This is a genomic window from Aquimarina brevivitae (assembly GCF_004216895.1).
In the GTDB taxonomy this organism is placed as follows: domain Bacteria; phylum Bacteroidota; class Bacteroidia; order Flavobacteriales; family Flavobacteriaceae; genus Aquimarina; species Aquimarina brevivitae.
The window spans coordinates 496,036-522,522 of sequence record NZ_SGXE01000001.1; the positions used below are offsets into that span (position 1 = coordinate 496,036).

The 26,487-nt window shown below is 36.5% G+C and carries 28 protein-coding genes; 16 read left to right on the top strand and 12 right to left on the bottom strand.

Going from position 1 to position 26,487, the window contains the following annotated elements; genetic code table 11:
* Nucleotides 1-5: 5 nt before the first annotated feature.
* The 5 genes from EV197_RS02040 to EV197_RS02060 form a co-directional block, all read right to left on the bottom strand.
* Nucleotides 6-1,040, bottom strand: a complete 1,035-nt coding sequence (locus EV197_RS02040) for a vWA domain-containing protein (RefSeq protein WP_130285071.1) — start codon at nucleotides 1,038-1,040, stop codon at nucleotides 6-8.
* A gap of 59 nt (nucleotides 1,041-1,099) precedes the next feature.
* Nucleotides 1,100-2,104, bottom strand: coding sequence for a vWA domain-containing protein (locus EV197_RS02045; RefSeq protein ID WP_130285072.1), 1,005 nt, complete (start codon nucleotides 2,102-2,104; stop codon nucleotides 1,100-1,102).
* Nucleotides 2,105-2,107: 3 nt separating this feature from the next.
* Nucleotides 2,108-3,769, bottom strand: a complete 1,662-nt coding sequence (locus EV197_RS02050; RefSeq protein ID WP_130285073.1) for a cytochrome c-type biogenesis protein — start codon at nucleotides 3,767-3,769, stop codon at nucleotides 2,108-2,110.
* Nucleotides 3,770-3,784: 15 nt separating this feature from the next.
* The gene (locus tag EV197_RS02055; protein ID WP_130285074.1) at nucleotides 3,785-4,651 is read right to left on the bottom strand and encodes a DUF58 domain-containing protein; all 867 of its coding nucleotides are present in this window, start codon (nucleotides 4,649-4,651) and stop codon (nucleotides 3,785-3,787) included.
* Nucleotides 4,652-4,726: 75 nt separating this feature from the next.
* The gene (locus EV197_RS02060; RefSeq protein ID WP_130285075.1) at nucleotides 4,727-5,728 is read right to left on the bottom strand and encodes an AAA family ATPase; all 1,002 of its coding nucleotides are present in this window, start codon (nucleotides 5,726-5,728) and stop codon (nucleotides 4,727-4,729) included.
* A 409-nt stretch (nucleotides 5,729-6,137) separates the two neighbouring features.
* Here EV197_RS02060 and EV197_RS02065 point away from each other — a divergent pair, with 409 nt between their 5' ends.
* The 9 genes from EV197_RS02065 (at nucleotide 6,138) to EV197_RS02100 (ending at nucleotide 14,213) form a co-directional block, all read left to right on the top strand.
* Nucleotides 6,138-6,890 (top strand): SDR family NAD(P)-dependent oxidoreductase, encoded by a 753-nt coding sequence (locus EV197_RS02065; RefSeq protein WP_130285076.1) that lies wholly within the window; start codon nucleotides 6,138-6,140, stop codon nucleotides 6,888-6,890.
* A 71-nt stretch (nucleotides 6,891-6,961) separates the two neighbouring features.
* Nucleotides 6,962-8,098 carry an ATP-binding protein gene (locus tag EV197_RS02070; RefSeq protein ID WP_130285077.1) on the top strand — a complete coding sequence of 379 codons (1,137 nt, stop codon included), beginning with the start codon at nucleotides 6,962-6,964 and terminating at the stop codon, nucleotides 8,096-8,098.
* Nucleotides 8,099-8,100: 2 nt separating this feature from the next.
* The gene (locus tag EV197_RS02075; RefSeq protein ID WP_130285078.1) at nucleotides 8,101-8,832 is read left to right on the top strand and encodes a metallophosphoesterase family protein; all 732 of its coding nucleotides are present in this window, start codon (nucleotides 8,101-8,103) and stop codon (nucleotides 8,830-8,832) included.
* Between the two features lie 63 nt (nucleotides 8,833-8,895).
* The gene (locus EV197_RS02080) at nucleotides 8,896-10,116 is read left to right on the top strand and encodes a hypothetical protein (protein ID WP_130285079.1); all 1,221 of its coding nucleotides are present in this window, start codon (nucleotides 8,896-8,898) and stop codon (nucleotides 10,114-10,116) included.
* Between the two features lie 50 nt (nucleotides 10,117-10,166).
* Complete coding sequence (locus EV197_RS02085) at nucleotides 10,167-10,763, top strand: collagen-like protein (protein WP_130285080.1); 597 nt, start codon at nucleotides 10,167-10,169, stop codon at nucleotides 10,761-10,763.
* Nucleotides 10,764-10,883: 120 nt separating this feature from the next.
* A complete protein-coding gene (locus EV197_RS02090; RefSeq protein WP_130285081.1) occupies nucleotides 10,884-12,020 on the top strand; it encodes an SPFH domain-containing protein in 1,137 nt (378 codons plus the stop codon).
* Nucleotides 12,021-12,104: 84 nt separating this feature from the next.
* Complete coding sequence (locus tag EV197_RS02095) at nucleotides 12,105-13,211, top strand: TFIIB-type zinc ribbon-containing protein (protein WP_130285082.1); 1,107 nt, start codon at nucleotides 12,105-12,107, stop codon at nucleotides 13,209-13,211.
* A 44-nt stretch (nucleotides 13,212-13,255) separates the two neighbouring features.
* Complete coding sequence (locus EV197_RS16970; RefSeq protein ID WP_165388977.1) at nucleotides 13,256-13,786, top strand: hypothetical protein; 531 nt, start codon at nucleotides 13,256-13,258, stop codon at nucleotides 13,784-13,786.
* Nucleotides 13,770-14,213 carry a T9SS type A sorting domain-containing protein gene (locus tag EV197_RS02100; RefSeq protein ID WP_165388978.1) on the top strand — a complete coding sequence of 148 codons (444 nt, stop codon included), beginning with the start codon at nucleotides 13,770-13,772 and terminating at the stop codon, nucleotides 14,211-14,213. The genes EV197_RS16970 and EV197_RS02100 overlap by 17 nt, the downstream gene beginning before the upstream one ends.
* Nucleotides 14,214-14,216: 3 nt before the next feature.
* Here EV197_RS02100 and EV197_RS02105 read toward each other — a convergent pair whose 3' ends face one another.
* The 5 genes from EV197_RS02105 to EV197_RS02125 all read right to left on the bottom strand — a co-directional run bounded on the left by EV197_RS02105 (nucleotide 14,217) and on the right by EV197_RS02125 (nucleotide 18,405).
* A complete protein-coding gene (locus EV197_RS02105) occupies nucleotides 14,217-14,606 on the bottom strand; it encodes a peptidase associated/transthyretin-like domain-containing protein (RefSeq protein ID WP_130285084.1) in 390 nt (129 codons plus the stop codon).
* 101 nt (nucleotides 14,607-14,707) lie between these two features.
* A complete protein-coding gene (amaB, locus tag EV197_RS02110; RefSeq protein WP_130285085.1) occupies nucleotides 14,708-16,261 on the bottom strand; it encodes an L-piperidine-6-carboxylate dehydrogenase in 1,554 nt (517 codons plus the stop codon).
* Between the two features lie 157 nt (nucleotides 16,262-16,418).
* Nucleotides 16,419-16,961, bottom strand: a complete 543-nt coding sequence (locus tag EV197_RS02115) for a 3-hydroxyanthranilate 3,4-dioxygenase (protein WP_130285086.1) — start codon at nucleotides 16,959-16,961, stop codon at nucleotides 16,419-16,421.
* A 139-nt stretch (nucleotides 16,962-17,100) separates the two neighbouring features.
* Nucleotides 17,101-17,313, bottom strand: coding sequence for a hypothetical protein (locus tag EV197_RS02120; protein WP_130285087.1), 213 nt, complete (start codon nucleotides 17,311-17,313; stop codon nucleotides 17,101-17,103).
* A gap of 171 nt (nucleotides 17,314-17,484) precedes the next feature.
* Nucleotides 17,485-18,405 (bottom strand): nicotinic acid mononucleotide adenyltransferase, encoded by a 921-nt coding sequence (locus EV197_RS02125; protein WP_130285088.1) that lies wholly within the window; start codon nucleotides 18,403-18,405, stop codon nucleotides 17,485-17,487.
* Nucleotides 18,406-18,529: 124 nt separating this feature from the next.
* Here EV197_RS02125 and EV197_RS02130 point away from each other — a divergent pair, with 124 nt between their 5' ends.
* Genes EV197_RS02130 through EV197_RS02150 form a run of 5 tightly spaced genes read left to right on the top strand, consistent with a single transcriptional unit; the run spans nucleotide 18,530 to nucleotide 22,759 of the window.
* A complete protein-coding gene (locus tag EV197_RS02130; RefSeq protein ID WP_130285089.1) occupies nucleotides 18,530-19,525 on the top strand; it encodes an NAD(P)H-dependent glycerol-3-phosphate dehydrogenase in 996 nt (331 codons plus the stop codon).
* A 37-nt stretch (nucleotides 19,526-19,562) separates the two neighbouring features.
* Nucleotides 19,563-20,027, top strand: coding sequence for a nuclear transport factor 2 family protein (locus tag EV197_RS02135; protein ID WP_130285090.1), 465 nt, complete (start codon nucleotides 19,563-19,565; stop codon nucleotides 20,025-20,027).
* A gap of 3 nt (nucleotides 20,028-20,030) precedes the next feature.
* Nucleotides 20,031-20,876, top strand: a complete 846-nt coding sequence (locus EV197_RS02140) for a sulfurtransferase (RefSeq protein ID WP_130285091.1) — start codon at nucleotides 20,031-20,033, stop codon at nucleotides 20,874-20,876.
* A 25-nt stretch (nucleotides 20,877-20,901) separates the two neighbouring features.
* Nucleotides 20,902-21,999, top strand: a complete 1,098-nt coding sequence (locus EV197_RS02145; RefSeq protein WP_130285092.1) for a glycoside hydrolase family 3 N-terminal domain-containing protein — start codon at nucleotides 20,902-20,904, stop codon at nucleotides 21,997-21,999.
* 37 nt (nucleotides 22,000-22,036) lie between these two features.
* Nucleotides 22,037-22,759, top strand: coding sequence for an SGNH/GDSL hydrolase family protein (locus EV197_RS02150; protein WP_165388979.1), 723 nt, complete (start codon nucleotides 22,037-22,039; stop codon nucleotides 22,757-22,759).
* Here EV197_RS02150 and dprA read toward each other — a convergent pair.
* Nucleotides 22,756-23,859, bottom strand: a complete 1,104-nt coding sequence (gene dprA / locus EV197_RS02155) for a DNA-processing protein DprA (RefSeq protein WP_130285094.1) — start codon at nucleotides 23,857-23,859, stop codon at nucleotides 22,756-22,758. The two genes, EV197_RS02150 and dprA, sit on opposite strands and share 4 nt — an antisense overlap.
* 155 nt (nucleotides 23,860-24,014) lie before the next feature.
* On the opposite strand from dprA, the gene EV197_RS02160 reads away from it, so the two are divergent.
* Nucleotides 24,015-25,019: an HU domain-containing protein gene (locus EV197_RS02160; protein WP_130285095.1), complete on the top strand. Its 1,005-nt coding sequence runs from the start codon at nucleotides 24,015-24,017 to the stop codon at nucleotides 25,017-25,019.
* A 176-nt stretch (nucleotides 25,020-25,195) separates the two neighbouring features.
* The gene (locus tag EV197_RS02165; RefSeq protein ID WP_130285096.1) at nucleotides 25,196-25,705 is read left to right on the top strand and encodes an acyl-CoA thioesterase; all 510 of its coding nucleotides are present in this window, start codon (nucleotides 25,196-25,198) and stop codon (nucleotides 25,703-25,705) included.
* 6 nt (nucleotides 25,706-25,711) lie between these two features.
* On the opposite strand, the gene EV197_RS02170 is transcribed toward EV197_RS02165, so the two are convergent.
* The gene (locus EV197_RS02170; protein WP_130285097.1) at nucleotides 25,712-26,485 is read right to left on the bottom strand and encodes a sulfite exporter TauE/SafE family protein; all 774 of its coding nucleotides are present in this window, start codon (nucleotides 26,483-26,485) and stop codon (nucleotides 25,712-25,714) included.
* Nucleotides 26,486-26,487 lie beyond the last annotated feature (2 nt).

Here is a 26,487-nt window from a genome sequence, read left to right on the forward strand (position 1 = left end):
TTTATTTATTCTTCATTAAATAAATTCAACTTTTTTAACCACGATGTTCTTCGTTCCAAGAAGAAAATATCTAAAAATAGTAACCCTAATCCCATCCCCAAAAACCACTGAAACTGATCCTTAAAATCAGCAAACTGCTTGGCTTCAAACTCTTTTTTATCCATATTTTGCAGTATTTCAGTGACTTGCGTAACCACTTTATCTGTACTTCTACCATCAATGTATGTGCCATTTGCTTCTTCTGCAATTTCCTGCAAAATTGTCGGGTTTAGTTTGGTGATCACTGTCTCTCCCTGACTATTTTTCTTGTATTGTTGTACAATACCATTTTGCTTGATCGGTATGGGACCTCCTTTTGCAGATCCTACACCGATGGTGTAAATTTTTATACCTTGAGCTGCCGCTTCTTCTGCAATACTGCCTGTGTTACCCTGATGATCTTCTCCATCACTAATAATAAATAGCACTCTGTTAGTTTGCTCCTCATCGTCATAATATGTTTTTGCCAATTCGATGGCTTCATTTATTGCGGTACCTTGAGAGGAAATCATATCTGTGTTCATAGATTGAAGAAACATCTTACCAGATCCATAATCCGTAGTTATCGGTAACTGTGGAAAAGCACTACCTGCATAGCCTATAATTCCAATACGGTCACTTGCTAAATTATTAATGATCTGTGTAACTAATTGTTTAGCTTTTTCTAATCGGCTCGGTGCAATATCTTCTGCAAGCATACTTTTGGATACATCGATAGCAAAAACAATATCAACTCCTTCTCTTTTTACCGTTTCGAGCTTAGTACCAATTTTAGGATTCACTAATGCAACTACCAAACTGGCAAGCGCCAGGCTTACCACGATGATTTTTAAAATAGATTTAAAAGTGGACCTATTAGGACTTAATCGCTTTAGTAATTCTTGATCAGCAAACTTTTTTTGAGCCGATTTTTTCCAAATCAACATGGCGATAAATAGCACCAACAAAAAAGGTATGCTTAATAACAACCAGAAATATATTTTCTCTTCAAGTAAATACATAGTGCCTTCTTTCTTATTTAGTTGCGAAATAGGTGAAACTCCTATTTGCCATTGGTGTTTTAAATAAAACTACGAAATAATGTATAGCGCAATAAAAACTCCACAAACAATAACAGCCCTGCTAGGAGTACTAGTGGTCGAAATTTTTCTTCATAGTTATAAAACTTAAACTCTTCTACATCTGTCTTTTCCAGCTTATCTATCTCTTCATAAATTTGTTCTAATTTTTTATTGTTGGTCGCTCTAAAGTATTTTCCACCGGTTACTTTGGCAATTTCCTTTAGCAATTCTTCATCAATTTCTACCTGCACCCTACCGTATTGAAAGGATCCGTTGGGCAGAATTGCCACCGGTGCTAAGGCCATTCCATTAGTACCCAAACCAATGGTGTAGGTTTTAATGCCATATTCAACGGCTAGCTCAGAGGCTATTTTAGGATCAATAAAACCAGCATTATTAGACCCGTCGGTTAACAGAATGATTACTTTACTTTTTGCTTTGCTATCCTTTAATCTATTTACCGATGTAGCTAAACCCATCCCTATAGCTGTACCATTTTCTAAAATATTATCATACCTCACTTCTTTTAACGAGGATAATACAATTGCTTTATCACTGGTTATTGGGGTTTTAGTAAAACTTTCTCCTGCATAGACAACCAACCCTATTCGATCATTAGGTCTACCTCCGATAAACTCCGCTGCCACATCCTTTAGAGCTTCTAGCCGATTTGGTCGTAAATCCTTAGCTAACATACTAGCAGAAACATCTATGGCCATAACAATATCTATACCCCTGGTCGTTTTTGTCTTAGTAGAGATATCAACGGTTCGTGGTCTTGCTAGTGCAGTAATGATTAAGCTTAATACGATCAATCGTAATACAAATAAAACAGGCCTCAGTTTAGCAAGGATACTTGGGGTTGCTTTAAATCCTTTTATCGAAGATATTTTAAGTGTTGCTTGCTGTTTATTTCTTTGCCATATATACCAGGCCACTGCTACAGGTAGTATAAGTAACAACCAAAAGAATTCAGGATTTTCAAATGTAAACTTGTCAAACATGATTTATTCGTTGTTTCTTAATTCCACTGAATTTATAATTCGATTTACTAAGTCCTCAGCATACCTATCCTCTTCATCAAAAGTGATGGTAATTTGCTGAAAACCGCCTTGTTCTGCAAAATTGAGGATCACATATTCATTTTTTTGCGTCTCTTGAGTAGTGCTATTTTTAATTTGAAAATTACCAAAGACCTTTATCCCCTTAGCGCCTCCTAAGGTTTCAAATTCTTCATTTTTTACAGTAATATTCTTAGCACCCTTACTTTCTAAGTAACCCACGGTACCTTCTACTGCTTTTTCTAAGTCAACGTCATTTTGCTGTTTATAACTTACTGTAGAAACCGTTACAAAAAAGTTGCCTAAGATACTTCCATAAACAAAGCTTTCGTTACCCTTAAGCACTTGCTTTTGTTCCTCAGTCATTTTGTAATCATTGCGAATTAACACCTTTGGTGTGGAAATACTTACAGGTGGCGTACCATAGCTACTGGTTATCCATTCTGATTCAACCAATTCCTTGGTTGGGTGACCCAAAATGTTATCCTTTACCACATCATACCCCTTTACAGCTATAAATATGACCAAGGTTATTAAAAAGGCTCCAAAAAATGCAAAAAACCCAATTAGTATTCTCTTGGTTCGACGTTTCTCCTGAAGCGTTTTTCTAAACTCCTCATCTGCCAATAATTCTTCTTCGGTAGGTTCTGGTATGGCTTCTTTCGTTTTAGTGATCACCTCTTCAATGGTCTTTCTATCTTTTTTAGCACTTAAGATATCCGGTCTGGATTTCGCAAATTTTACGAGGTCAGCAGTTTTTAATACCTGTTTTAATTCTTCAATAGTTGCTTTGTCCAACTTAAGCGAACCTGTTTTAATTTCCTGATCCAAGCGTTGAATAAGCTCATCTGTGGTGCTTTCCATAGCATGATCATAAACTTCTTCATCAATATACTTCCGAGCTGTGTCACTTAATTGCGAATAATATTCCTTATGCGAATCTTGCTCTAGCAATTGCGAGCTATCTATGCGTTGTAAAGAGAGCATAGCCCGCTCATAGGCCGGTAAATCTTCCTCTTTTTTATTCTTTATCTGCTTTCTTTTCAACAGGATAAAGACAATAGCTGCTGCAATTAATAGTGGAATACCAATCCATAACAACCATTTCATCCAATCAATGGACAAGGGTGGGTCAACTTCTACCAAAGGTTTTATCGCATACATTTTTTGTTTGGTAGTATCCACTACTACATTACGTACCTCAACATTTAAGGAGTCTGTATAAAAAACTTTGTCAGCAATTAGTATTTTTTGTCTGGGTATGGTGTAGGATCCTGAATCAAATTGTGTCAATGCATACTCTTTGGTAAGAATATGTTTAGCCTCATTTTTTAGCGTATCTGTATTAAAAGTTTCGAGAACCTCTAGCGGTTGAAAGGTTTGCCCTTCAGGAAAAACGACCAATTCCGACGCATCTGCTTCGACCTGCATAGTATATCGTATCTCCTGCCCAATAAGTATAGAAGTTGAATCTATAGTAGCTTTGACCTGTGCTGTAGTCACGGTCAATGGTGCCAATAAAAGAAAACTAAATAGTAATAGCATAAAACTACCTATTCTTGGTAGTTTTAGCTGTATACCTTTATTTCGTACCTCGTACTTTATCATACTAACCATTCAATTTTATCCTCTTGCCTTAAAATAACCAAGTAATTTCTTAACGTAACTTTCATCTACTCTACTGCTCAACGCACCCGATCTACTTCTGGTAAAACTTTCCTTGAAATAATTTACACGCTCTTGATAATATTCACTGTATTTAGTTCTTACCTTTTTAGAAGCAGTATTTACCAACATATGCTCACCCGTTTCTTCATCTTCCATAGCCACAATCCCTAGATTGGGTATTGCTTCTTCTCTTTGGTCATATACCCTTATCCCGGTTACGTCGTGTTTGTTACCTACAATTTTAAGCGTATGCTGATACGCATCGGTGATAAAATCGGAGAGAATAAAAACAATGGCCTTTTTTTTCATTACATTGGATAAGAACTTAAGTGCTTCTGTGATATCGGTTTTTTTACTTTGCGGTTCAAACTCCAAAAGTTCTCTAATAATTCTCAATACGTGTGATCTTCCCTTTTTTGGAGGGATATACAGTTCTATTTGATCCGTAAAAAGAATAAGGCCAATCTTATCATTATTTTGAGTAGCAGAAAACGCTAATGTAGCTGCAATTTCTGTAAGTATTTCTTTTTTAAATTGCTGCTGTGTACCAAAAAATTGGGATCCAGAAACATCAACCATAAGCATCATGGTCAATTCTCTTTCTTCTTCAAACACCTTAACGTATGGTTCGTTATATCTCGCAGTGACGTTCCAATCAATGTTTCGTACATCATCACCAAACTGATACTGTCGCACCTCACTAAAGGTCATTCCTCTTCCTTTAAAAGTAGAGTGATATTCGCCCCCAAAGATATGATCACTGAGGCGTCTTGTCTTTATCTCTATTTTGCGAACCTTCTTTAATAAGTCTTTAGTATCCATCAACAGGGTTTACGATTTGTATTTCAGCTATCACTAAATAACTTTTATCAAATACTGTACTTCAAAACAGAAATCCTATGGAACTTCTACTTCGTTGATTATTTTATTAATAATATCAACTGAAGATATATTTTCAGCTTCCGCTTCATAAGTGATTCCAATTCTATGGCGCAATACATCGTGTACTATCGCTCTAACATCTTCGGGAATTACATATCCTCTTCGTTTAATAAAGGCGTAACATTTAGCTGCTGTGGCTAAATTGATACTACCCCTAGGTGATGCACCGAAACTGATAAGCGGTTTGATTTCCTCTAAACCAAATTTTTCTGGATAACGTGTTGCAAAAACAATATCAAGGATATACTTTTCTATCTTTTCATCCATATACACTTCTCTAACCGCTTGCTGAGCTGTTAGAATTTGTTCTAAAGACACGACTGGATTTACTTTTTCAAAAGATCCTTTAAGGTTAGCCCTAATAATAAGCTGTTCTTCTTCTTGTTTCGGATAGTCGATCACCGTTTTAAGCATAAAACGATCGACCTGAGCTTCTGGTAATGGATACGTACCCTCTTGCTCAACTGGGTTTTGTGTAGCCATTACTAAGAAAGGCTTATCAAGTATAAAAGTCTCATCCCCAATGGTTACCTGTTTCTCTTGCATCGCCTCTAATAAAGCACTTTGTACTTTTGCAGGCGCCCGGTTAATCTCATCTGCTAAAACGAAGTTGGCAAAAATAGGCCCTTTCTTAATCGAAAAATCGTTTTCTTTAATATTGTAGATTAATGTACCGATAACGTCCGCAGGCAAAAGATCTGGTGTAAACTGTATTCTGCTAAAACTTCCGTGAACTGCCTTAGAAAGCGTGTTGATCGCTAAAGTCTTAGCTAAACCTGGCACCCCTTCTAATAAAATGTGGCCCTGCCCCAGAAGCCCAATAAGCAATCGCTCCACCATGTGTTTTTGACCTACGATTACCTTATTCATTTCGAGCTTAAGAATATCCACAAATGCTGATTCTTGCTCTATTTTCTGGTTGATTGAAGCAATATCTACCGTATTATTCTCTTCCATCGATTTTATTTTTTAGTGGCGTGAATTTACTATTACTTAACTTGCAATGCAAATTGTTAAAATTATTTTCTACATCCTGTTAATTCTTGGTTAAATCTAATGTAACCAATCGGCTAAAACCCTCAATTTTACTGTATATTTAGAAAAAAGTTTTACAAAAAGGCATAGCCAAAATTATCGCATTCAGCGATAATCGTAACAAAGACGATGCAGATAATAAGATGTTGCAACGTGGCGAAGAAAGACAAAAAATGTATTTGTTTCTAATTACAATCTTTCTGCATTTCTTCTGACTTCATATTAAACCTTTAAAAATAGATCTGTATAAAGGAATAATGATTGGCGAACTTGGCTTACCTATTTTCAAAACTAGTTAAACATTTTAAAACAAAACAACGAATTACTATTTATGAAAACAGCATTAATTACTGGGGCTACAAGTGGAATTGGTAAAGCGACCGCTATTGCATTTGCCGATCAAGGAATTGATTTAATACTTTGTGGGAGAAGAGAAGAACGACTTGAAGAATTAAAAAAACAACTCCATACCAAAGTAAAGGTTCACACCCTTAATTTTGATGTAAGACAACAACAAGATGTATTTTCAAAAATTGATACGCTTCCCGAAGCCTTTAAAGATATAGACATTTTGATCAATAACGCTGGTAATGCCCATGGTTTGGACCCTATAGAATTAGGTAGTGTTGACGATTGGGATGCCATGATCGATATCAATGTCAAAGGTTTATTGTATGTTTCTAAAGCGGTTATACCCGGAATGACTAAAAGACGCAATGGGCATATTATTAATATCGGCTCCATAGCTGGTAAAGAAGTGTACCCAAACGGAAATGTGTATTGTGCTAGCAAGCACGCTGTTGATGCTATAAATAAAGGAATGTTGATTGATCTTAATCCATATGGTATTAAAGTCAGTGCTATTAACCCTGGTCTGGTCGCAACTGAATTTAGCGAAGTACGTTTTAAAGGAGATGAAAATAGAGCAAAGTCCGTTTATCAAGGCTATGATCCTTTAAAAGCAGAGGATATTGCAGATATCATTGCATTCGTTATCAGTAGACCCTATCATGTAAATATCGCTGATCTTATCGTATTACCTACTGCTCAGGCTAATAGCACTATTGTACGAAAAAACCTATAAGTTTTAAGTAGAATTCGAATGTCTGAAAATATTTTGATTATCTTGAGTAGTACGTAGAGCCCAATCAAACTATGATTAATAAACGTTTACTTATAAAAAACTTACTTGCCCATAATGACGAAAATAGTTTTTATGATAAGAAACGAATTTTAAATTTTGAAGATCGAGAAGGAAAAGGAAAGTTTTTGAAACATGTATGTGCACTAGCCAATTCCAATCCCAAGAACAACTCCTATATTGTCGTTGGTGTAGAAGATACTGATAATAGTATAGTAGGTGTGGATTTTTTTGATGATAGCAAAATTCAAAATTTAGTCAATGCATACTTATCTAACCCACCGAGAGTATCTTATGAGAACATTCCCTTTCCACATCTATCAGAAGATAAAGTCGTAGGTTTAATTACAATTAGATCCCAAAGCGGAAAATTATGCTCCTTGCGCAAAAACATATGGAAATATTATGGCGGGAGTGTGTTTTTTAGAGAGGGTAGTATCAGTATGCCAAAAGCCTTTGATATTGAAATCAAAGATTTAAACTCTGAAATTGTTACTGCCATAGAAAATCACGCCCAAAACAATATTAAGTTGACTTTAGACGGTGTTTTTGATTTTATGAATTTCCGAAAAGACTACAATCCAACCTACAAAGTTTTTAAGGAATATTTTGTGGTCTGCTGGGCAGGTAAAGAAAAGAAAGTGGATAATGAAATATATTACTCCAGGGTCGATATCGCATTAATAAATGAACAGGTTAAACTCTTTTACTCAGAACTTGATGAAGTAAGTATCACCATTACCGATGAAAGCTTTACAATACTAGAATATGTCCACTTAGGATTACAAAACACCTATAAATATTATCCTTTAGAAAAAGTAGTGATCACCTTTAATGATAATGGCAGCTATGACATCGATAGCGAATTGTTATTTGAGCCGCCTCAATTTGATAAAAAAACCTTATTTCATTTATACAATAGCAATAATGCTTTAGTAGAAAAATTAAAAAACAATATTGGTTTAACCAAAAACGATCATAAAGATCTACTCAATTTACCGGCTACCTACCTGATTTGCTATTTCAATAATTTTAATGAAGCTAAAGACAAATTGGAAGAAGCTAAGCCTTATCTAAAAGGCTATAGTGAAGAAGTCTACGCACTCTATAAAGAAACAACAAGAATACTTAGAAAAGTAAGATATAGTTAATTATGAACAACAGAACATTTGTAATAGGAGATATTCATGGAGGACTAAACGCACTACAACAGCTACTCGGTAGTATTGATCTTAAAAAAACTGACCAACTGATTTTTTTAGGTGATTATGTTGATGGATGGAGTGATAGTCCAGGAGTAATATCATATCTCATTGACTTAAAAGAAAAATATGACTGCATATTTATAAGAGGAAACCATGATGCACTTTGTCATAACTGGCTTATCCAAGACACCTATAATCCTGAATGGATTCAGCATGGTGGGCAAGTTACCATGGACGCTTATGCTGATTTATCTAAAGATGAAATAAACGCACACATTTATTTTTTTGAAAAACTGACCAATTATCATATAGATGATCAAAATCGCCTTTACTTGCACGCAGGGTTTACCAATCTCCACGGGCCTCAAAGAGAATATTTCGAATCTTTATTCTATTGGGATAGAACACTTTGGGAAACAGCCTTGGCCGTAGACCCAACACTTACCAAAGAGGATCCTAAATTTCCTAAAAGACTGCAATTGTTCTCTGAAATTTATATTGGTCATACCCCAGTTACCCGAATTGAAAAGACAACACCTGTAAATGCAGCTTGTGTTTGGAATATAGATACAGGCGCTGCTTTCAAAGGTCCCTTAACCGCATTAGAGGTAAACAGCAAAAAATATTGGCAAAGTGACCCAGTCTACACGCTTTATCCAGAAGAAAATGGAAGAAATTAGGATGCAAATGTTTACCTAACTGTAGCTGCATACACCAAGTATAAACCGAAAAGCTTTTATAAGATGAAAACCATAAAGTTTATACTAGTTGTACTACTCATTCAACTCATTATTTCATGTTCAAATGATGATCAGGGAGTACGCGGAACCAACGTGCTAACTACCTTTGATTTTACAGCCGTTGATCCCAATCAAATTCCAGATGTAATTTTTGCCAATGATCAAAACGGAAATCTAATCGCTGAGTTAAGTCTGGGTGGAGTTCCTGATGTTTATCAACTAACCAGTGATGAACTGTATCTAGCTGGTAATTTTACCTTAAGTCTATTTAATGAAAGCTCATCTGGAACCGAAAAAAGTTTGTCTACTTTTTATCAAGTACCTGTTGGTCAAACCCTACAAATACCAGAAAGTAATTATCAATATGATGGAGAGCTTAAATTAAATTTTGATCTTAGTGGCACAACTAACCATCAAGTGAATGTATATGGACTAAGAAGACAGTTTATAGATCAATCCGACGATGGAGCGGGTCAATTTAGCTATACCTTTGCTTATAATGAAGAGGCTTCAGCCAATAGACTATTCATTAAATTACGTTACACTGAGATCGGCGGAATGACTAGGTATGCCCATCTATGGGTTAATGATTACACTTCATCCAACGAATATTTTTATACAATACCAGATTTCGCCGAAACGCTACTGAATCGCCCTACCTTAAACGATGAAGCAGATGATTATAGTGGATTTGACCTTTATGGTGTTCTGAATGGATTTAATTGCAACTTGTATGATCCCGTTACTCGCGATTTCTATACAGTAACCGAAGGTTTTGATAACTATCTAATTCGATACTACGGAGGTTATACGGATGATTATACCCATCAAAAGCGTATTGTTACCAATACATTTCCTGAAAATATCACTACAATCCGTCCAAACTGGGATATGAACTACAGTTTTGTAAACAATGCTTTAGCCATTGAAGTTAATGGTCAATTTTCTTTACTAACACTACGAACGAGTTACGAAAATACGCCTAATGATATCAACTGGGATCTCTATGCTCCGCCGGTTTCAGGTACGTATAACTTGCCAGAATTGCCCTCAAGTTTGTCTGCTGACTATCAAAATCACTTTAATTCCGGCAATCCATTTGATCAAGATTATGCACCCATGTCTCATTTTACAGCATATCCAAATTACAATAATTTAATCATTAATTATTTGAGCAACCGTACGGAGCATGATGGAGATGAACGACTTATCAAATATTTTTAATCAGTATCTTACAACAAGAAATCAAACTAATAACTCAAAACTAACAAAAAATGAAAACACTAAAAGTAATCACAAAACTAGTTATGAAATCGATTTTAATTCTAGTCCTTTGCATAGGAACTACGGCCTGTGAAGGACCTGAAGGACCACAGGGAGAAATAGGGCTTCAAGGACCTCAGGGAGAACAGGGACCACAAGGTGATCAAGGGCCAGCCGGGGAAGACGGTAATGCCGAGGTGATCTATAGCAACTGGATTCCCGCTGATTTTCAGGGAACATCAACTTCAATAAAATTTATGGACATTGACTTTCCACCAGAATTACCTAGCGCTAGTAGTATCAAAAACACCCATGTCATCTTAGTTTATTTTACGGGATTCGGGGATGGTAATGTCTATTTATTACCGGTATTAAATTTTAGAAATGCTCAATTTACCTATGGATTTGGAAGTGGAAGTGCCGCTGTAGAAGACATTTTAATCAGAGCACAAGCATTAAGCGGTGATCTAAACGAGTTTCAAATTGATCCTGCAAGGGGTAATCAATTTAGATATGTAATCATACCTCCAAATGTACAGGCTGGTCGACAAGCTTTAGATTATTCAGATTATGAAGCTGTAAAAGCAGCTTTTGATCTCAAAGACTAAAATAAATAGTGTATGCCTTTAAAGACCTTTGATACCAATCAAAGGTTTTTTTTTACAGATAATTAATTTTAGCTAGCTATTTTGTAGCTTTAGAACGCAAAAAAATAAATCAACGGAATTATGGGAATATTTGACGAAATAAAGAAAAAGCTTAGTCACGAATTTATTGATATTATTGAATGGCTTGACTATTCAGATGATACTATCGTTCATCGTTTTGAGCGTTATCAAAATGAGATCAAAAACGGAGCTAAATTGATTGTTAGAGAAGGGCAAACCGCAGTTTTTATTAACGAAGGTCAATTAGCTGATGTTTTTAAACCCGGAACCTATACCTTAGATACACAAAACCTACCTATACTATCCACTTTAAAAGGATGGAAATACGGTTTCAATAGCCCATTTAAAGCCGAGGTTTATTTTGTGAACACTCACCTTTTTACTGATGAAAAATGGGGCACCAAGAACCCCATTACATTAAGTGATGATCGGTTTGGATTAGTTGAAATAAGAGCTTTTGGTACGTATGCCTTTAAAATTAGTGATCCTGGAAAGTTTATTATTGATATTGTAGGTACAGATGGTAATTTTACCAATTTTGAAATTAATGAACACCTTAAAAGTTTAATCTCTACCCGATTTACAGATACCGTTGGTGAAGCTAATCTTCCTATTGAACTATACGCAGCAAATACGACTGAGCTTTCGGAGACTTGTCAAGAGGTAATGCAACCAGAGTTTCAGTCTGTTGGAATTTCATTAGAAAAGTTCTTTATAGAAAATGTTTCTATGCCCGAGGAGCTTAAGAAAGAAATATTTGAATATAGTAGAATCGACAAATTAGATTTAGATAAACTGACTAAATTTAAAACTGCCAAAGCTATTGAAGCTGCTGCTGCAAACGAAGGCGGTACTGCCGGAGCAGGTATGGGTATGGGTATGGGATTTGTCCTTGCTCAACAAATGGGTGGTATGATGAACCAAGGCGGAACCACGCAACAGCAACCTATGCAACAGCAAAACACTCCAGTGCCTCCACCAATGCCAGTACAGGTACAATATTATTATGCACATAATGGGCAACAAACTGGTCCAGTATCCTTTGATCAATTAAAAGCGCTTTTTGCTAGCAGAACGATCAATAAAGAAACACTGGTTTGGAAGCAAGGAATGGGTAATTGGACTGCTTTACAAGAGGTAGAAGAGCTAAAATCATTTTTAGGCGGAAGTACACCTCCTCCATTACCAGGTAATTAATAAAATTTAAAGTTTACACCTACAAACCACAGGTACTTCTTTTTTGAAGCTGCCTGGGTTTTACTTATGTATTGCATTTAGCGAATGGATAACGAAAAAAAACAATCCTTTTCTGAAAAAAAAAGAAGTTGTATCAACTGTGGTGCCGAGTTAACCTACGAGCCCGGTACTACAGAAATTACTTGTGATTATTGTGGTCATCAAGAAAAAATAACTACTTCAAAGGATGGCCTGGAAGAATTAGAGCTACAGCCCTATTTAGAAAAACTGGGTGCTCACTTTCATTCTGAAGAGATTAGTATGATTCAATGTAAAAATTGCGGTGCTAATCAACACATTGAAGAAAATTATAAGTCCTTGCATTGCGTCTACTGTACTATGCCACTGTTAGTTGAGGATATACATAAAGAAGAGTGGATCTTGCCAGGTGCTGTATTACCCTTTCAATTAGATCAAAAAAAATCACATCAGATCTTTAGCAAATGGGTCAAAGGGTTATGGTTCGCTCCTAATAATCTAAAAAAAGCTGCATTACACCCTGAGTATACAAAAGGGTTATATTTACCCTATTGGACATTCGATGCGCAATTGTTTGCCCATTACTCCGGTGAGCGAGGGGATTATTATTATGTCACTGTACCCTATACCACTACCGTAAATGGTAAAACGGTTACCAGAACGCGAACAGAACGACGTACCCGATGGACTCCTGCCAGCGGTCAAATTAGCGGTTTTGTTGATGACACCTTAATCAAAGCCTCAAACCAAAGAAAAAATCCAATACCTCATAAAATAACCAACTGGAATCTGGAGAAGTTACAACCCTTCCATTCTGATTTTTTAGCCGGGTTTGTAACCGAAAAGTATACCATACCTTTACAAGATGGTCACTTATCTTCTCAACAAGAAGCCAGGAAAATAGCCACGGTTTGGGCTAAGCGCGACATTGGTGGCGACACACAGCGGGTACATCAGTTGGATATGAAGCTTACTGAAGAAACCTTTAAGCACATTTTGTTGCCCGTTTTTATCAGCTCTTATAAATATGACGGTAAGACGTATAATTTCTTTGTTAACGGCCAAACGGGTTCCATTTATGGTAAAAGACCGTATTCATTTTGGAAAATATTTTTCCTAGTATTATGCATACTTATTATTGTAGGGATCCTATTTTTCTTCTTTAATAAGTAATTTAAAGATTGGTTTATCGTTTTACTCAATAAACAGTACATCTAATGAAAGATAGCTGCCTGATTTTTTTTGTATTTATTTTTAGTAACGTCTTTGCTCAAAATGAAAATTTGAGTGATGAGTTTAATACCTCAAATCTAGATGCAACCTGGAGTTTATTTCAAGAAGAGTATTTTGAAACTCCCGTACCAGTTACATCAGGTCGCATGCAAATGGTATTGGATGATGCGCTGTGTAATGAAACATGTGTATGGTGGCAAGACTCCAGCGCAGGATTTATATATAAAACCCTTACCGGTGATTTTGATGTAGCTACTGCAGTTTATGCTAAACAACGTACCAACCCAAATGAAGATGTAGACCGCTGGACACAATTAGCTGGCTTGATGGCTAGGGATCCTGCTTCTACCACCACAGGTAGTGAGAATTATGTTTTTAATGTGGCCGGAATACGTTTTGATACTCCCTCAGTCGAGCTCAAGTCTACAACAGACAACAGTAGTACTATTAGAGCATACACCGATAATAGGAACTGCTGCAGAAGTACGGATAGTGCGTATGGGAGCTACTTTTGAGCTCTATTCGAGAGCTATAGGAGCTGAATCCTGGATGTATAGGTATGAATTTAGCAGACCTGATTTACCAGCAACGCTGCAAGTTGGGCTTATCGCTTATATTTATGAAGCTTACCCTGGTAATTTAAACGCACAATTTGACTGGATTCGATTTGATAACGAAGTATTAAGCACTTCAGATTTCAACCAACCCGTAACAGCTTTGTACGCTTATCCTAATCCTTTTAAAGACATCATACATTTGAAAAGCCAAACGGCAATTGATGAAGTCCAAGTTTTTGACCTATCTGGTCAGAAGTTAAAAACAATCTCGGCTAAACAACAATCGATTTCTCAGTTATCTCTTAAAGAACTATCTGCTGGCATCTATTTTCTAAGAATTTTTGCTCAAGACCAACAAGAACTTATTGAAGTCATTAAGCAATAAACCTTATAATTGCTCAATGGTAATGCTTCGTCGTTCGGTTATTACGTGACAAATATCTTCTTGTACTTCAATCGGTAGATTTGATTGATAGGTGGCATATCCATCTTTAGTAATGGTAATTGTATAATACCCAACGCGTTCGTAGGCACCAACAAAATCAGTCGATCCCGTAACATTTTCAAGAGTTTCCTGATAGTCTCCATCCGTGGCAATCACAGTAACTTGATCTATGATAGCCTCGCCACTATCAGCATCTATAACGGTTATGGCTAAGCCTGGTCTAATCTCTTCCGTACATAATACCGGGTCTGCTGTAGTTTCGTCATCCATTTCGCAAGCCCATAAGCTTACAATAGCGACACACATAAAAAATATAAATACTCTCGACGTCATTTTTACGGTTATTTCCTACTAGATGTACAATGATAAAAAAGGTTGCGCAAAAAAAAGCACCCAAATGGGTGCTTTTTATGGTTTCTATACTAAATTCTTTATTATAAATCGAATTTAATTCCCTGAGCTAAAGGAAGCTCAGTTGTATAATTAATCGTATTGGTTTGACGTCTCATATATACTTTCCAAGCGTCCGATCCAGATTCTCTTCCTCCTCCGGTATCTTTTTCACCACCAAAGGCACCACCTATTTCTGCTCCGGATGTACCAATGTTTACATTAGCAATACCACAGTCAGAACCTTCGTGAGATAAGAAACGTTCTGCTTCTCTAAGGTTATTAGTCATAATTGCAGAAGAAAGTCCTTGATTAACACCATTCTGAATTTCTAACGCATTTTCAACATCACCGCTATATTTTAATAAGTATAATACCGGTGCAAAGGTTTCGTGTTGTACAATTTCATAAGAATTGTCTGCTTCCGCAATAGCAGGTTTTACATAGCAACCACTTTCATATCCTTCACCTTCTAAAACACCACCTTCTACGACAAGATTACCACCTTCTTCAACTACTTTTTCTAAAGCGTGTTGGTAGGCTTTTACAGCATCCTTATCAATTAGTGGTCCTACGTGATTGTTTTCGTCCAATGGATTCCCTATATGTAATTGCTTGTAGGCATCTACGATTGCATTTTTAACCTTATCGTACATCGATTCGTGTATAATTAATCGACGCGTAGAGGTACAACGTTGACCAGCAGTACCAACAGCGCCAAATACAGCACCGATTACTGTCATTTTTAAGTCCGCATCAGGAGTAACGATGATGGCGTTGTTTCCTCCTAATTCTAGTAATGACTTTCCAAGACGTTCTCCTACAGTAGCTGCAACGATTTTACCCATTCTGGTAGATCCTGTAGCAGATACTAAAGGAACTCTTTTATCTTTGGTCATCATCTCACCTACCTTGTAATCTCCGTTAATCAAACAAGAAATTCCCTCTGGAAGGTTATTTTTTCTAAACACCTCAGCAGTGATCTTTTGACAAGCCACTCCTGTTAATGGTGTTTTTTCACTTGGTTTCCATACGCAAACATCTCCACAAACCCAAGCTAATGCAGTGTTCCAAGACCATACTGCCACAGGGAAATTGAATGCAGAAATAATTCCTACAATTCCAAGTGGGTGGTACTGCTCATACATTCTATGACCTGGTCGTTCCGAGTGCATGGTAAGTCCGTGTAATTGTCTGGATAATCCAACAGCAAAGTCACAGATGTCAATCATCTCCTGTACCTCTCCAAGACCTTCTTGATATGATTTACCCATCTCATAAGAAACTAATTTTCCTAATGGTTCTTTCAATCTTCTTAGCTCATCTGCCAACTGTCTTACTATCTCTCCTCGTTGCGGGGCTGGCATTACTCTCCAAGTTTTGAAAGCACTGCTTGCTGCGTCTATTACTTTTTCGTACTCCTCTTTAGTAGTGGTTGTAACTTTTGCAATTAACTCACCATCAACCGGAGAGTACGATGCTATTTCCCCACCAGTACCAAAGCTCTGGCTACCTGTAGAAGTTCCATGATTAGTTTGAGAAACACCTAACTGTTCTAGTGCTTCTTTTATTCCAAAATCTGCTATTGCTGTTGCCATTATGAATAGTAATTTTTAATTTGTTGCAAAGATACAGTCTTTTGAGGATTTTTTAAATTTTGATTCTTTTTATTCCTTCTTTTGATCAATTTAGCAATCAAAATCCAGTTAAAAAATCAAATTTTTACTATTAAGAGATTTTAGCAACTAACTTGATTTAATCGTTTTCGGAAACAAATCGCGGATCAGTAGGCATCACTTCCCCACATTTGTCACAAGTTCGAAGTGATTTGCTGCCATAAAAGTGTTTGAAGTGGGCTAAAAAATCTTTTTCAATATCCTGAAGTTCAAAATACACTTCGTATAACTTATGATTACAGTTGTCACAAAACCATAGTAATCCATCTTTAGCATTTTCATTTACCCGCTTACGCTCTACGACCAAACCTATAGAACCCTCGTGGCGAACTGGCGAGTGCGGTACTTTAGCAGGATGCAAATACATGTCTCCAGGGCCAAGTTTCATGGTTTTTTTTTCACCTTCCTCCTGCACGTGCACTTCGACATGGCCCTCAAGTTGATAAAAAAGTTCTTCGGTTTCATTATAATGATAATCCTTACGGGCATTAGGACCTGCAACAATCATCACAATATAATCACCAGACTCTTTATACAAATTTTTATTCCCTACCGGTGGTTTTAAAATAGCTCTGTTTTCTTCAATCCATTTGCTAAGATTAAACGGTTTTTGAATCGCCATACTAGTATTTAATTGATCTGAGCTATAAAAGTAAGGATTTACCTTTATATGGTGTTTAGTATTAGGAGAATCTTAAAAGATTTTAGGATGTATTTAAGGTGAAGTATAAAAAAGCGAACCGAAGTTCGCTTCTTAAATTTTAACAACCCGTATCACGGTATTCTGTAGCTCCATCCTCTGGACAAGGTAGATCGCAAGACTGCGTAATAAAAACTGGATACGAACGACCTGCAGGTGTAAATACACAACTACAGCAATCTCCAAATGGAGGTAAAAAACCACCATTTAATAACTTTTGATCTGATTTACTTAGTAATTTGATACTGTTAATTTTTAAAACATTTTTAAGCATAATATATAAAGTTGATTTATGAATCACCTAAAATAATAAAATATCTTTTCTTTTTTTCTTCATATATAACTTATCGAACAAATAAAAGAAATCGCCCCGAAGAGACTAGCTCCTGGAACGATTTCTCACTAAATAACCAACCAAAATTTTAGTGCTCAGCACTATGCTGTTTTATACTTTTTTGTGCTTTAAAAAATCACTTTTTCGAATTCTTTTTGTTTGATTCTGTTGCTCACCATTACTGTTTTTAAATTGTAAATATCCCCTACCTACAAATCGATATACAGTACCTGACGATGGGTGAAATAATTCTATCTTTCCATCATTAATAACGGTAAGTTCAAAGAATTCATTGCCCAAGTAATCATAATCCAATGTTAAGGTTTTACTATAAAAATCATTAGGTATGTCATTTACTTCATAATACCCCGTATAGTCATAGTAGATCGTATTAATTGGAGTGCCATTGGGATCTTGAGAACTTCTAAAATTATCTCCGGATCCATAGTATAAAAATTGAAGATAATTTTCATTATCAAACTCATTTATTGCTCCATAGTTACTGGTGTAGACTTTTTCCCAAGCCTCATACTCTTGTAGAAAATAATGGATATTTTCATAAAACACTAAGTCATAATCAAAGGTGTTTCTTTGGTAACCCTCTAAGAAATAAGTGGTATTGGTAGACCTATGATATAATCGTATTTCATTTGGCCCTGCCTGAAAAACTTCGAAACGATAAAAACCATCTAAATCATGACTAATATCTAATTCCATAGCAAAAGTGTCATAAAAACCAACATCCAATCCAAACCCATTTCCATTAGCACCCATGCCAACCAAATTATTATTCGCAAAAAAAGTTCCGTTTCTAAAGGATAGGGTAAATGCCTTATCCATAAAAGGAATAGCACCATTACCTATAGTTCGATGAATATCTAAATACCAAATTTCATAGGTAGCTAATAATTGGTTTAGAGTAACTCGTGGTTCGTCCACTACGATTTCATCTTGAATAACCACATCAGCAACACAAGAACTCATTACTATAGCGCCGAATAGTATAACCGAAAATAATTTTAACGTTTTCATAAGCGTTGTTTTTGAGTTTACAAGTAGAAACCAAAAGATGTGCCAAAAATATATATAGTTGTAATTCAGGATTTTACAATTTGATAAGGATTTTACCTATTTTTGAATTTCAAAACCTTTTCACATGAAGAAAAAGCCAAAGTTTGCCGTCATCGGTGGAGGAAGCTGGGCAACTGCCATTGTTAAGATGTTATCCGAAAATTTAGAAGAAATTTGTTGGTATATGCGCAGCGTATATGCGGTGGAGCACATCAAAAGACAAGAACATAACCCTAATTATCTTAGCTCGGTAGAATTTGATGTCTCGCAATTAAAATTAACGACCGACATCAATGAAGCAGTAAACTATGCGGATTATCTCATATTTGCTGTGCCTTCTGCCTTTATGAGTTCTGAGCTCGAAAAACTTACTGCTTCTTTGGAAGATAAAGTTATATTTTCTGCAATTAAAGGAATTATACCCGAAACCGGTCGAATCGTTGGCGAACACTTTAATGAAGCCTATAATATTCCACTCGAAAATATTGGGGTAATTACAGGGCCTTGCCACGCGGAAGAAGTGGCATTAGAGCGTTTATCGTATCTGACTATAGCCTGTGATGATGAAGAAAAGGCAAAAATAGTTGCCGAAAATCTAAGTAGCGAGTACATTAAGTGTAAAACTAGTGATGATATCATTGGTACAGAATACGCAGCAGTATTAAAAAACATTTATGCCGTTGCTGCTGGTATTGCTCACGGTCTCGGCTATGGGGACAATTTTCAGAGTGTATTGATGAGTAATGCCATCCGAGAGATGAAACGTTTTATAAAACACGTACACAAAATGAAACGAAATATCAATGATTCCGCCTATTTAGGAGACTTATTGGTAACTGGGTATTCTATATTCTCAAGAAATAGGATGTTTGGTAATATGATTGGTAAAGGCTATACGGTTAAAAGTGCTCAGATGGAGATGAATATGGTTGCCGAGGGTTATTATGCCGCCAAAACTGCATATGAAATTGAGGCCGTAAAAAAAGCTAAAAAACCAATAATTGATGCTGTACATAGCATTTTATACGACAACAAAAATCCGAAAAAAGTATTTAAGAAATTAGCCGAAAAACTTGACTAAATATCCGTATCTTACAATAAAACATAAAAAATAGACCATGGAAGAGGTCATTAAAAACTTTTATACCGGCTTAAGTGAGCGTGATGCAGAAAAAATGGTGTCCTACTATCACAAAGATATCGTTTTTGAAGATCCGGTTTTCGGTAAATTAGAAGGCGAAGATGCCGTAAAGATGTGGCATTGGTTGTGTCTAAATGGTAAAGATCTGAAAATTAAGTTTTCAGATATTAGAATCGATAACGACAAAGGTACTGCTAAGTGGGAAGCCCGATACTCCTATGGTAAACGAAAGCGTCCTATTTTTAATAAAGTTTCAGCAGAATTTGAATTTAAGGATGGTAAAATCATAAAACATACCGATAATTTTTCACTAAAAAACTGGGCTACACAAGCCATCGGATGGAAAGGTAAAGTTATTGGGGGCACTGAATATTTCAAGAAAAAGCTACAATTTAGATCTAAAAAGTTGTTAGAAAATTTTGAGATTGCAGAAAATGCTTAGCTTATGAAAAAACCTGCTTTTCCACTTGTTTCTGCAACTTGGTTGCGTGATAATCTTCAAGATCCTAAGTTAGTGCTTTTGGATGCAACTATAAAAAAAGCAACAGCTACTAATGCTTCAAATGCTGATGTCAGCTATATACCCAATACGCGATTTTTTGACTTAAAGGGTGATTTTTCTAATCCAGAAACCACATTACCCAATATGCTACCCACACCCAATGCATTTGAAGATGCTTGTAGAAAATTAGGTATTCAGCAGGATAGCCATATCGTCATTTATGACCGATTAGGAATTTACAGCAGCCCAAGAGTATGGTGGATGTTTAACGTTATGGGGTTTGAGCACGTTGCTATCTTAGATGGAGGCTTGCCCAGCTGGGTAGAACAAGGATATCCTACAGAACATTCCTTTACGCCACTATCCAAAATTACAGAAGGTGATTTTAAAGCCAACTATCAGCCCAACTTCGTAGTAACCAAAGAACAAGTACTTAGTGTAATGCACAATAAAGATGTGCTTATACTTGATGCTCGATCGGCAGGAAGATTTAAAGGAACAGAACCAGAGCCCAGAACTGATTTAAAGGGGGGACACATACCCAATTCCGTAAGTTTACCGTATACCGAAGTACTAAACCAAGGTAAAATGAAATCGGAAGCCGAACTACAAAACATATTCTCCAGATTTGATCTAGAGAAAAAGCAACTTATCTTTACTTGCGGTTCCGGGATAACCGCTTGCATTATTCTTTTAGCAGCGACTATAGCTGGTTATACCAAATTATCCGTTTATGATGGCTCCTGGAGTGAATGGGGACTACTAGGGGATATGCCTATAGAATGTTAATGCCAATACATAATCCAATAGCAAGATGCGATTTACCTTTATTTTTCTGTTACTCAGTTGTATTCAATTTGTTGTAGCGCAACATCAAAATCACTATAAACTATCCAATTTTTATAGCGATGATGCTCAACTAGCAAAAACAGTAGATTCTATCTATGCTAAGTTAACAGAAAAGCAACGGATTGCTCAAATGATCATTAGCTGCGGTGGGGAGTTAGGAAAATCTAATGCTATCATAACTCAATTGGTAAAGGATGAAATCATAGGTGGCGTCGTTTTTCTCAAAGGTGTCAAGAAAGAACATAAAGCAGCCATTGCTAACCTCAACACGATTACTAAAACCGAAAAAAATATTCCGTTGCTTTTTAGTATGGATGCAGAACCCAGTTTACTTACTGGGCGAATCCAGGGAATGCCGGATGTAGGTCAAACCATTGACATCAAAAATTTTACACAATCCGATTCTATTGTTAGTATCATTAATACTGAATTAAAAGACATAGGCGTACACCATAATTATGCTCCCGTACTTGATGTGAGCTCAGAGAATGAAGCCATTAAATCTCGTAGTTATGGTCGGGACAAAGACTCCGTAATACGATTAGCCAATCGATTTATAAAATGTAGTCAAGCGGACGGAATTATAGCCACAGCTAAACACTTTCCGGGTCACGGTTTGGTTCAAGGAGACACTCATAAACAAAGTGTATATATTGATGGCCCTTTACAAGAGGTGAATAATTATTACCCCGTAATCGAGCAAGGTGTGTTAAGTATTATGGTCGCTCATATTACCGTTAAAAATAATGAAACATTCAGTACAAATGGATTGCCTGCTAGCTGTTCGCGAAGGATAGTGACCGATTTGCTAAAAGATGGTATGTGCTTCGAAGGACTTGTCATCTCAGATGCCTTAAACATCATGAAAGCAGTAACCATATTAGAGAATGCGCCTTTATTAGCATCCAAAGCCGGGTGTGATCTAATCCTGATGCCACAGGATGAACGCGCTACATTACAAACCATACAGCGAGAACTTCAAAAAGATGAAGCATACAAGAAACAAATTGAACAATCCGTTAAAAAAATATTGAGATTGAAAGTTTGTGCAGGTATTATTTAAGAAATGAAAGATGCAAACCTATATTAAACTAAATCATATGCAGATTCATAAGCCACTTATCTTTATACTTCTTATAATTAACTCTTTTTCTTCTAAATTATCTGCACAACACACAGAGCATAATGAAGATATCATTGCCAAAACTCCAAATCAGAATTCTAATAGAATACTATCTTTTTTAGCTCTTGGCGACTCGTATACCATTGGTCAAGGAGTACAGCAGAAATATAGTTGGCCTTATCAGCTTAAAGATACACTTAGCACATTGTCAGTTGCTATCGATACGCTGACAGTTATAGCGCAAACCGGTTGGACCACAAACGATTTGAAAAATGCTTTATTACAAAAATCTCCAGTACCGCATGACTTTGTTTCCTTATTAATTGGAGTAAATAATCAGTATCAAAAGAAACCTTTTACCCAATTCAAAAAAGAATTTGATGACCTGTTAAAACAAGCTATTACTCTGGCGGGTGGCAGCAAAAATGTGATCATAATTTCCATACCAGATTACGGGGTTACGCCTTTTGGTTCCGATAATAGTTTAAAAATCGGTAGAGCAATAGATAAATACAACAGTTATATAAAACAAAAAGCAAAAGTTGAAGAAGTTTCTTTTGTAGATATTACAAACGTCTCCAGATCACTGGGAGACGCGGAATATGCTTTGGCTGAGGACAAATTACATCCAAGCAATATTCAATACCGTAAATGGGTGGAGCTAATAGTTCCGGTTTTATTAAGTAAGTTAAATCATTAAGCTAGTTCAAACATTTTACCGGGTAAGGGTTTGATCACACCTTTGAGCTCCATGTTCAGTAATATTGAAGCGGTTTTAAAGCTTGGAAACTTACAGTCTAAGGCGATTACATCCAACAGGGTTTTACCTGAAGTTTGTAAATAATTATAAATCACTTTTTCCTCTAGATCCAATTCAACGAAAAGCTGTTTTTGCACCACTGGCTTTTCTTTTTCCTCGAGTTCCCAATTCAGCATATAAATCAAATCTGCAGCACTGGTCAGCATATGCGCTTTTTGGGTTTTGATGAGCATATTACAGCCTTTACTTAAGGTATCTGTAGTTCTGCCTGGTACCGCAAACACATCTCTATTGTACGAATTGGCCAATTCTGCAGTTACTAAAGAACCTCCTTTTTCAGCACTTTCGATAACAATAGTGGCTTCGCTCAACCCTGCGATTATCCGATTGCGCCCTAGAAAATTTTTTCTATCAAATGGATCCGTACTCCAAAAATCTGTAAAAAAGCCACCATATTCTTCTAGCTGAGCTACATACTTTTTATGAGCTTTTGGATAGATTTGATTGAATCCGTGAGCCAAGCAGCCAATAGTTTGTAATTTATGTTTCATAGCCGCCTTATGTGCGGTTATATCTACACCATAAGCAAAGCCAGATACTATAGTGGGCTGCAAAGGAACGAGCGTTTCAATGAGCTCTTCGCAAAATTGAACACCATAGCTGGTAACCTGTCGAGTGCCTACTATACTTATGATACGCTGGTTTTTTAAGTTGAAATTGCCCCTACTAAATAAGACCACGGGTCCATCAATACAATGTTTTAATTTATCAGGATAATCAGGCTCATCATAGACATCAACATGTATAGCATTACTCTCGATAAAACCCAACTCCTCTTCTGCAGCTTTTAGATATTCAGTATTATGTATGTCCTTCACTTTGGCAGCACCAATACCGTCAATTTTTAGCAACTTGCCCTTAGGCTCTCTCAAAACTGCAGACGCAGTACCTACCTCGCGTATTAATTTTTTTATGGAGCTATCGCCAAGATTAGGCACTTTTTTAAGTGCAAGTAGCGCAAGCAATTTATCCCTATCCATTTTTGTCTAAAAAAATTGAATCTATAATTCGTTATAACACAGTACAAGAAACGAAAAAAAAGGCAACTGTTGATAAAAATGAATACGCTTAGACCATTTCACGATCTTTTTTGTTAATTTTGATATTACGATTTTAAATTTTTGATGTAAAGGGGATGAACAATACTGCGCAATATATAAGCGATCTACTGTACCGATATGAATGTGTGATTATACCTGGTTTTGGAGCCTTTTTAACTAGGCGACAACCGGCTACAATTATTTCGGAAACCAATTCCTTTTACCCACCTAAAAAATTAATTTCTTTTAACAGTCAATTACAAAACAATGATGGCTTATTAGCCAATCATATTGCCTCTGTTGAGCATATTTCTTACACCGATGCGGTAGCCAAGGTGCAACGTTTTGTGCTGTACTTACAAAACACCATACAATCTGGTGCTCGGTTACAGCTGGATGGTATTGGAGCTTTTTATACTTCTACCGAAAATACGTTACAGTTTGAACCGATTGCAGAAAACTCTTATTTAACTGAGGCTTTTGGAATGTCTTCTTTTAATTCGCCAAAGATCAAAAGAGAAGTGTACAAAGAAACTGTTGAAGAAATCGAAGATAAAACCCCAGTATCTTTTACGCCTGAGAAACGAAAAGAACCTTGGACGATACGCTATGCCGGGGCTGCGGCTATAGTATTTTTGATTGGAATAGGTGGTGCCATAGGCTATCAATTGTACAAAGGCGATGTAGAGTCTCATAACTATATGGTACGACAAGATGCCGCCAAGGATATTGATAAACGGATACAAGAAGCGACTTTTGAAATTTCAAACCCTTTACCAACCATTAATTTAGCTTTAGGTAAGGCGGATAGCAATACACCTGAAGTGGTGAAGGAAGAAAAAGAAGCTGCTACAGTTTCCACATCGAGCCCTGGAAAATATCACATCATTGCGGGTGCTTTTAGAATAAAAGCTAACGCCAATAAAAAAGTAAAACAACTTCAACAAAAAGGTTTCACCCATAGTAAAGTTATTGGAGTTAATAAATATGGCTTGCATCAAGTAGTGTACACCAGTTTTGTAGATCGTATCAGTGCTATTGAGGCTTTAAAAACCATTAAAAGCAACGAAGATCGAAGAGCCTGGATGTATGTTGAGTAATTCCATACACTAACTTTTCTTTATTATTTAACTTCATTTGCTACATTTTCACTAAAAGTACTTTAAAAACATCCTACTTTTCATACTTTTTCTAGGCTGATAGTGATCAGAATGGTAAAAGTAGGCGAAGACGTATATAATTTGTTCTAGCTCCGTATCTTTGCAAAAAAACTAATATGGAAGCTCGTACCCCTTCGGAATCAAGAACTGTAATGACCGATTTGGTGTTACCAGGAGAAACCAATCCTCTGAACAATCTTTTTGGAGGTGAATTACTAGCGCGTATGGATAGAGCCGCTGGTATCACCGCAGGTCGACACTCGCGCAGGATTGTGGTAACTGCATCTGTAAATCACGTAGCCTTTGGTAAAGCTATTCCGTTGGGCAGCGTAGTTACTGTAGAAGCTAAAGTATCTAGAGCTTTTAATTCTTCTATGGAAGTAGTCTTGGATGTATATACAGAAGATCGCCAAAGTGGTCACCAAACCAAAGTAAATGAAGCCATTTATACCTTTGTGGCGGTGGATGAAACGGGTGCTCCTGTAAAAGTGCCAGAGATAAAGCCTGAAACTGAATTAGAGCAACAACGCTATGATGCTGCACTGCGTAGAAAACAATTAAGTTTGGTATTAGCTGGCAAAATGAAACCGCACGATGCTACAGAGCTGAAAGCTTTATTTGTATAATATTTCTTATATAAATCCTAAGCCTAATGCCAAAGAAATTGCAATCAGCATAATGGCTACGGTGATTTGCAAAAACCTCAAGGTTACCTTCTTCAACAATAGGTTTCCAAGATAAGCCCCGGCAATAGCGGCCGTAGTGGCACAAATGATCAACACCAGATTTTGCTGAATACCAGAAGTTTCAATCCGGGTGGCATAAACACCTAATCTAGTAAAATCCACAAATGTGGATATCACTACAGCGGTTCCGATAAATACTTCTTTGGACAATCCTGCTTTAATTAAAAAAGCCGTTCTCAACGCACCTTGATTACCAGATAGACCTCCAAAAAATCCACTTAAAAAACCCCCTATTGGTAATTTATCTTTATCAAACTGAAGACGATTCAATTTTGGTATTAAATCTATTGCAGCAAATAGAATCAACAAGATAGAGATGACAAATTTAACCGGATAAACCATAAAATGCCTCGAAAATAGTTCATATTCAAATAAAGGCTTGCTATCTGGTATACTAACTAGTACATAGGCGCCAATTAGAGCTGCTATAACGGCCGGAATACCAAATCGCAACAACACGCCTTTGTTTGCATAGTTACCTACTAAAAATAGCTTAAAAACATTATTAAAGAAATGTACAATGCCTGTTAGCGCAATAGCAATCTCAGTAGGAAAAAAAATCATCATTACTGGAGTAAGAATGGTGCCCAACCCAAAACCTGAAAAAAAGGTAAGTATCGCTACCAAAAAAGCTACGATGGATATGATGAGCACTTCCATGA

What these genes read in the sequence shown, in the direction of transcription:
- EV197_RS02040 (WP_130285071.1), bottom strand. Translation starts at nt 1,040, where the DNA reads ATGTATTTACTTGAAGAGAAAATATATTTCTGGTTGTTATTAAGCATA.
- EV197_RS02045 (WP_130285072.1), bottom strand. Translation starts at nt 2,104, where the DNA reads ATGTTTGACAAGTTTACATTTGAAAATCCTGAATTCTTTTGGTTGTTA.
- EV197_RS02050 (WP_130285073.1), bottom strand. Translation starts at nt 3,769, where the DNA reads ATGATAAAGTACGAGGTACGAAATAAAGGTATACAGCTAAAACTACCA.
- EV197_RS02055 (WP_130285074.1), bottom strand. Translation starts at nt 4,651, where the DNA reads ATGGATACTAAAGACTTATTAAAGAAGGTTCGCAAAATAGAGATAAAG.
- EV197_RS02060 (WP_130285075.1), bottom strand. Translation starts at nt 5,728, where the DNA reads ATGGAAGAGAATAATACGGTAGATATTGCTTCAATCAACCAGAAAATA.
- EV197_RS02065 (WP_130285076.1), top strand. Translation starts at nt 6,138, where the DNA reads ATGAAAACAGCATTAATTACTGGGGCTACAAGTGGAATTGGTAAAGCG.
- EV197_RS02070 (WP_130285077.1), top strand. Translation starts at nt 6,962, where the DNA reads ATGATTAATAAACGTTTACTTATAAAAAACTTACTTGCCCATAATGAC.
- EV197_RS02075 (WP_130285078.1), top strand. Translation starts at nt 8,101, where the DNA reads ATGAACAACAGAACATTTGTAATAGGAGATATTCATGGAGGACTAAAC.
- EV197_RS02080 (WP_130285079.1), top strand. Translation starts at nt 8,896, where the DNA reads ATGAAAACCATAAAGTTTATACTAGTTGTACTACTCATTCAACTCATT.
- EV197_RS02085 (WP_130285080.1), top strand. Translation starts at nt 10,167, where the DNA reads ATGAAAACACTAAAAGTAATCACAAAACTAGTTATGAAATCGATTTTA.
- EV197_RS02090 (WP_130285081.1), top strand. Translation starts at nt 10,884, where the DNA reads ATGGGAATATTTGACGAAATAAAGAAAAAGCTTAGTCACGAATTTATT.
- EV197_RS02095 (WP_130285082.1), top strand. Translation starts at nt 12,105, where the DNA reads ATGGATAACGAAAAAAAACAATCCTTTTCTGAAAAAAAAAGAAGTTGT.
- EV197_RS16970 (WP_165388977.1), top strand. Translation starts at nt 13,256, where the DNA reads ATGAAAGATAGCTGCCTGATTTTTTTTGTATTTATTTTTAGTAACGTC.
- EV197_RS02100 (WP_165388978.1), top strand. Translation starts at nt 13,770, where the DNA reads ATGGGAGCTACTTTTGAGCTCTATTCGAGAGCTATAGGAGCTGAATCC.
- EV197_RS02105 (WP_130285084.1), bottom strand. Translation starts at nt 14,606, where the DNA reads ATGACGTCGAGAGTATTTATATTTTTTATGTGTGTCGCTATTGTAAGC.
- amaB (WP_130285085.1), bottom strand. Translation starts at nt 16,261, where the DNA reads ATGGCAACAGCAATAGCAGATTTTGGAATAAAAGAAGCACTAGAACAG.
- EV197_RS02115 (WP_130285086.1), bottom strand. Translation starts at nt 16,961, where the DNA reads ATGGCGATTCAAAAACCGTTTAATCTTAGCAAATGGATTGAAGAAAAC.
- EV197_RS02120 (WP_130285087.1), bottom strand. Translation starts at nt 17,313, where the DNA reads ATGCTTAAAAATGTTTTAAAAATTAACAGTATCAAATTACTAAGTAAA.
- EV197_RS02125 (WP_130285088.1), bottom strand. Translation starts at nt 18,405, where the DNA reads ATGAAAACGTTAAAATTATTTTCGGTTATACTATTCGGCGCTATAGTA.
- EV197_RS02130 (WP_130285089.1), top strand. Translation starts at nt 18,530, where the DNA reads ATGAAGAAAAAGCCAAAGTTTGCCGTCATCGGTGGAGGAAGCTGGGCA.
- EV197_RS02135 (WP_130285090.1), top strand. Translation starts at nt 19,563, where the DNA reads ATGGAAGAGGTCATTAAAAACTTTTATACCGGCTTAAGTGAGCGTGAT.
- EV197_RS02140 (WP_130285091.1), top strand. Translation starts at nt 20,031, where the DNA reads ATGAAAAAACCTGCTTTTCCACTTGTTTCTGCAACTTGGTTGCGTGAT.
- EV197_RS02145 (WP_130285092.1), top strand. Translation starts at nt 20,902, where the DNA reads ATGCGATTTACCTTTATTTTTCTGTTACTCAGTTGTATTCAATTTGTT.
- EV197_RS02150 (WP_165388979.1), top strand. Translation starts at nt 22,037, where the DNA reads ATGCAGATTCATAAGCCACTTATCTTTATACTTCTTATAATTAACTCT.
- dprA (WP_130285094.1), bottom strand. Translation starts at nt 23,859, where the DNA reads ATGGATAGGGATAAATTGCTTGCGCTACTTGCACTTAAAAAAGTGCCT.
- EV197_RS02160 (WP_130285095.1), top strand. Translation starts at nt 24,015, where the DNA reads ATGAACAATACTGCGCAATATATAAGCGATCTACTGTACCGATATGAA.
- EV197_RS02165 (WP_130285096.1), top strand. Translation starts at nt 25,196, where the DNA reads ATGGAAGCTCGTACCCCTTCGGAATCAAGAACTGTAATGACCGATTTG.
- EV197_RS02170 (WP_130285097.1), bottom strand. Translation starts at nt 26,485, where the DNA reads ATGGAAGTGCTCATCATATCCATCGTAGCTTTTTTGGTAGCGATACTT.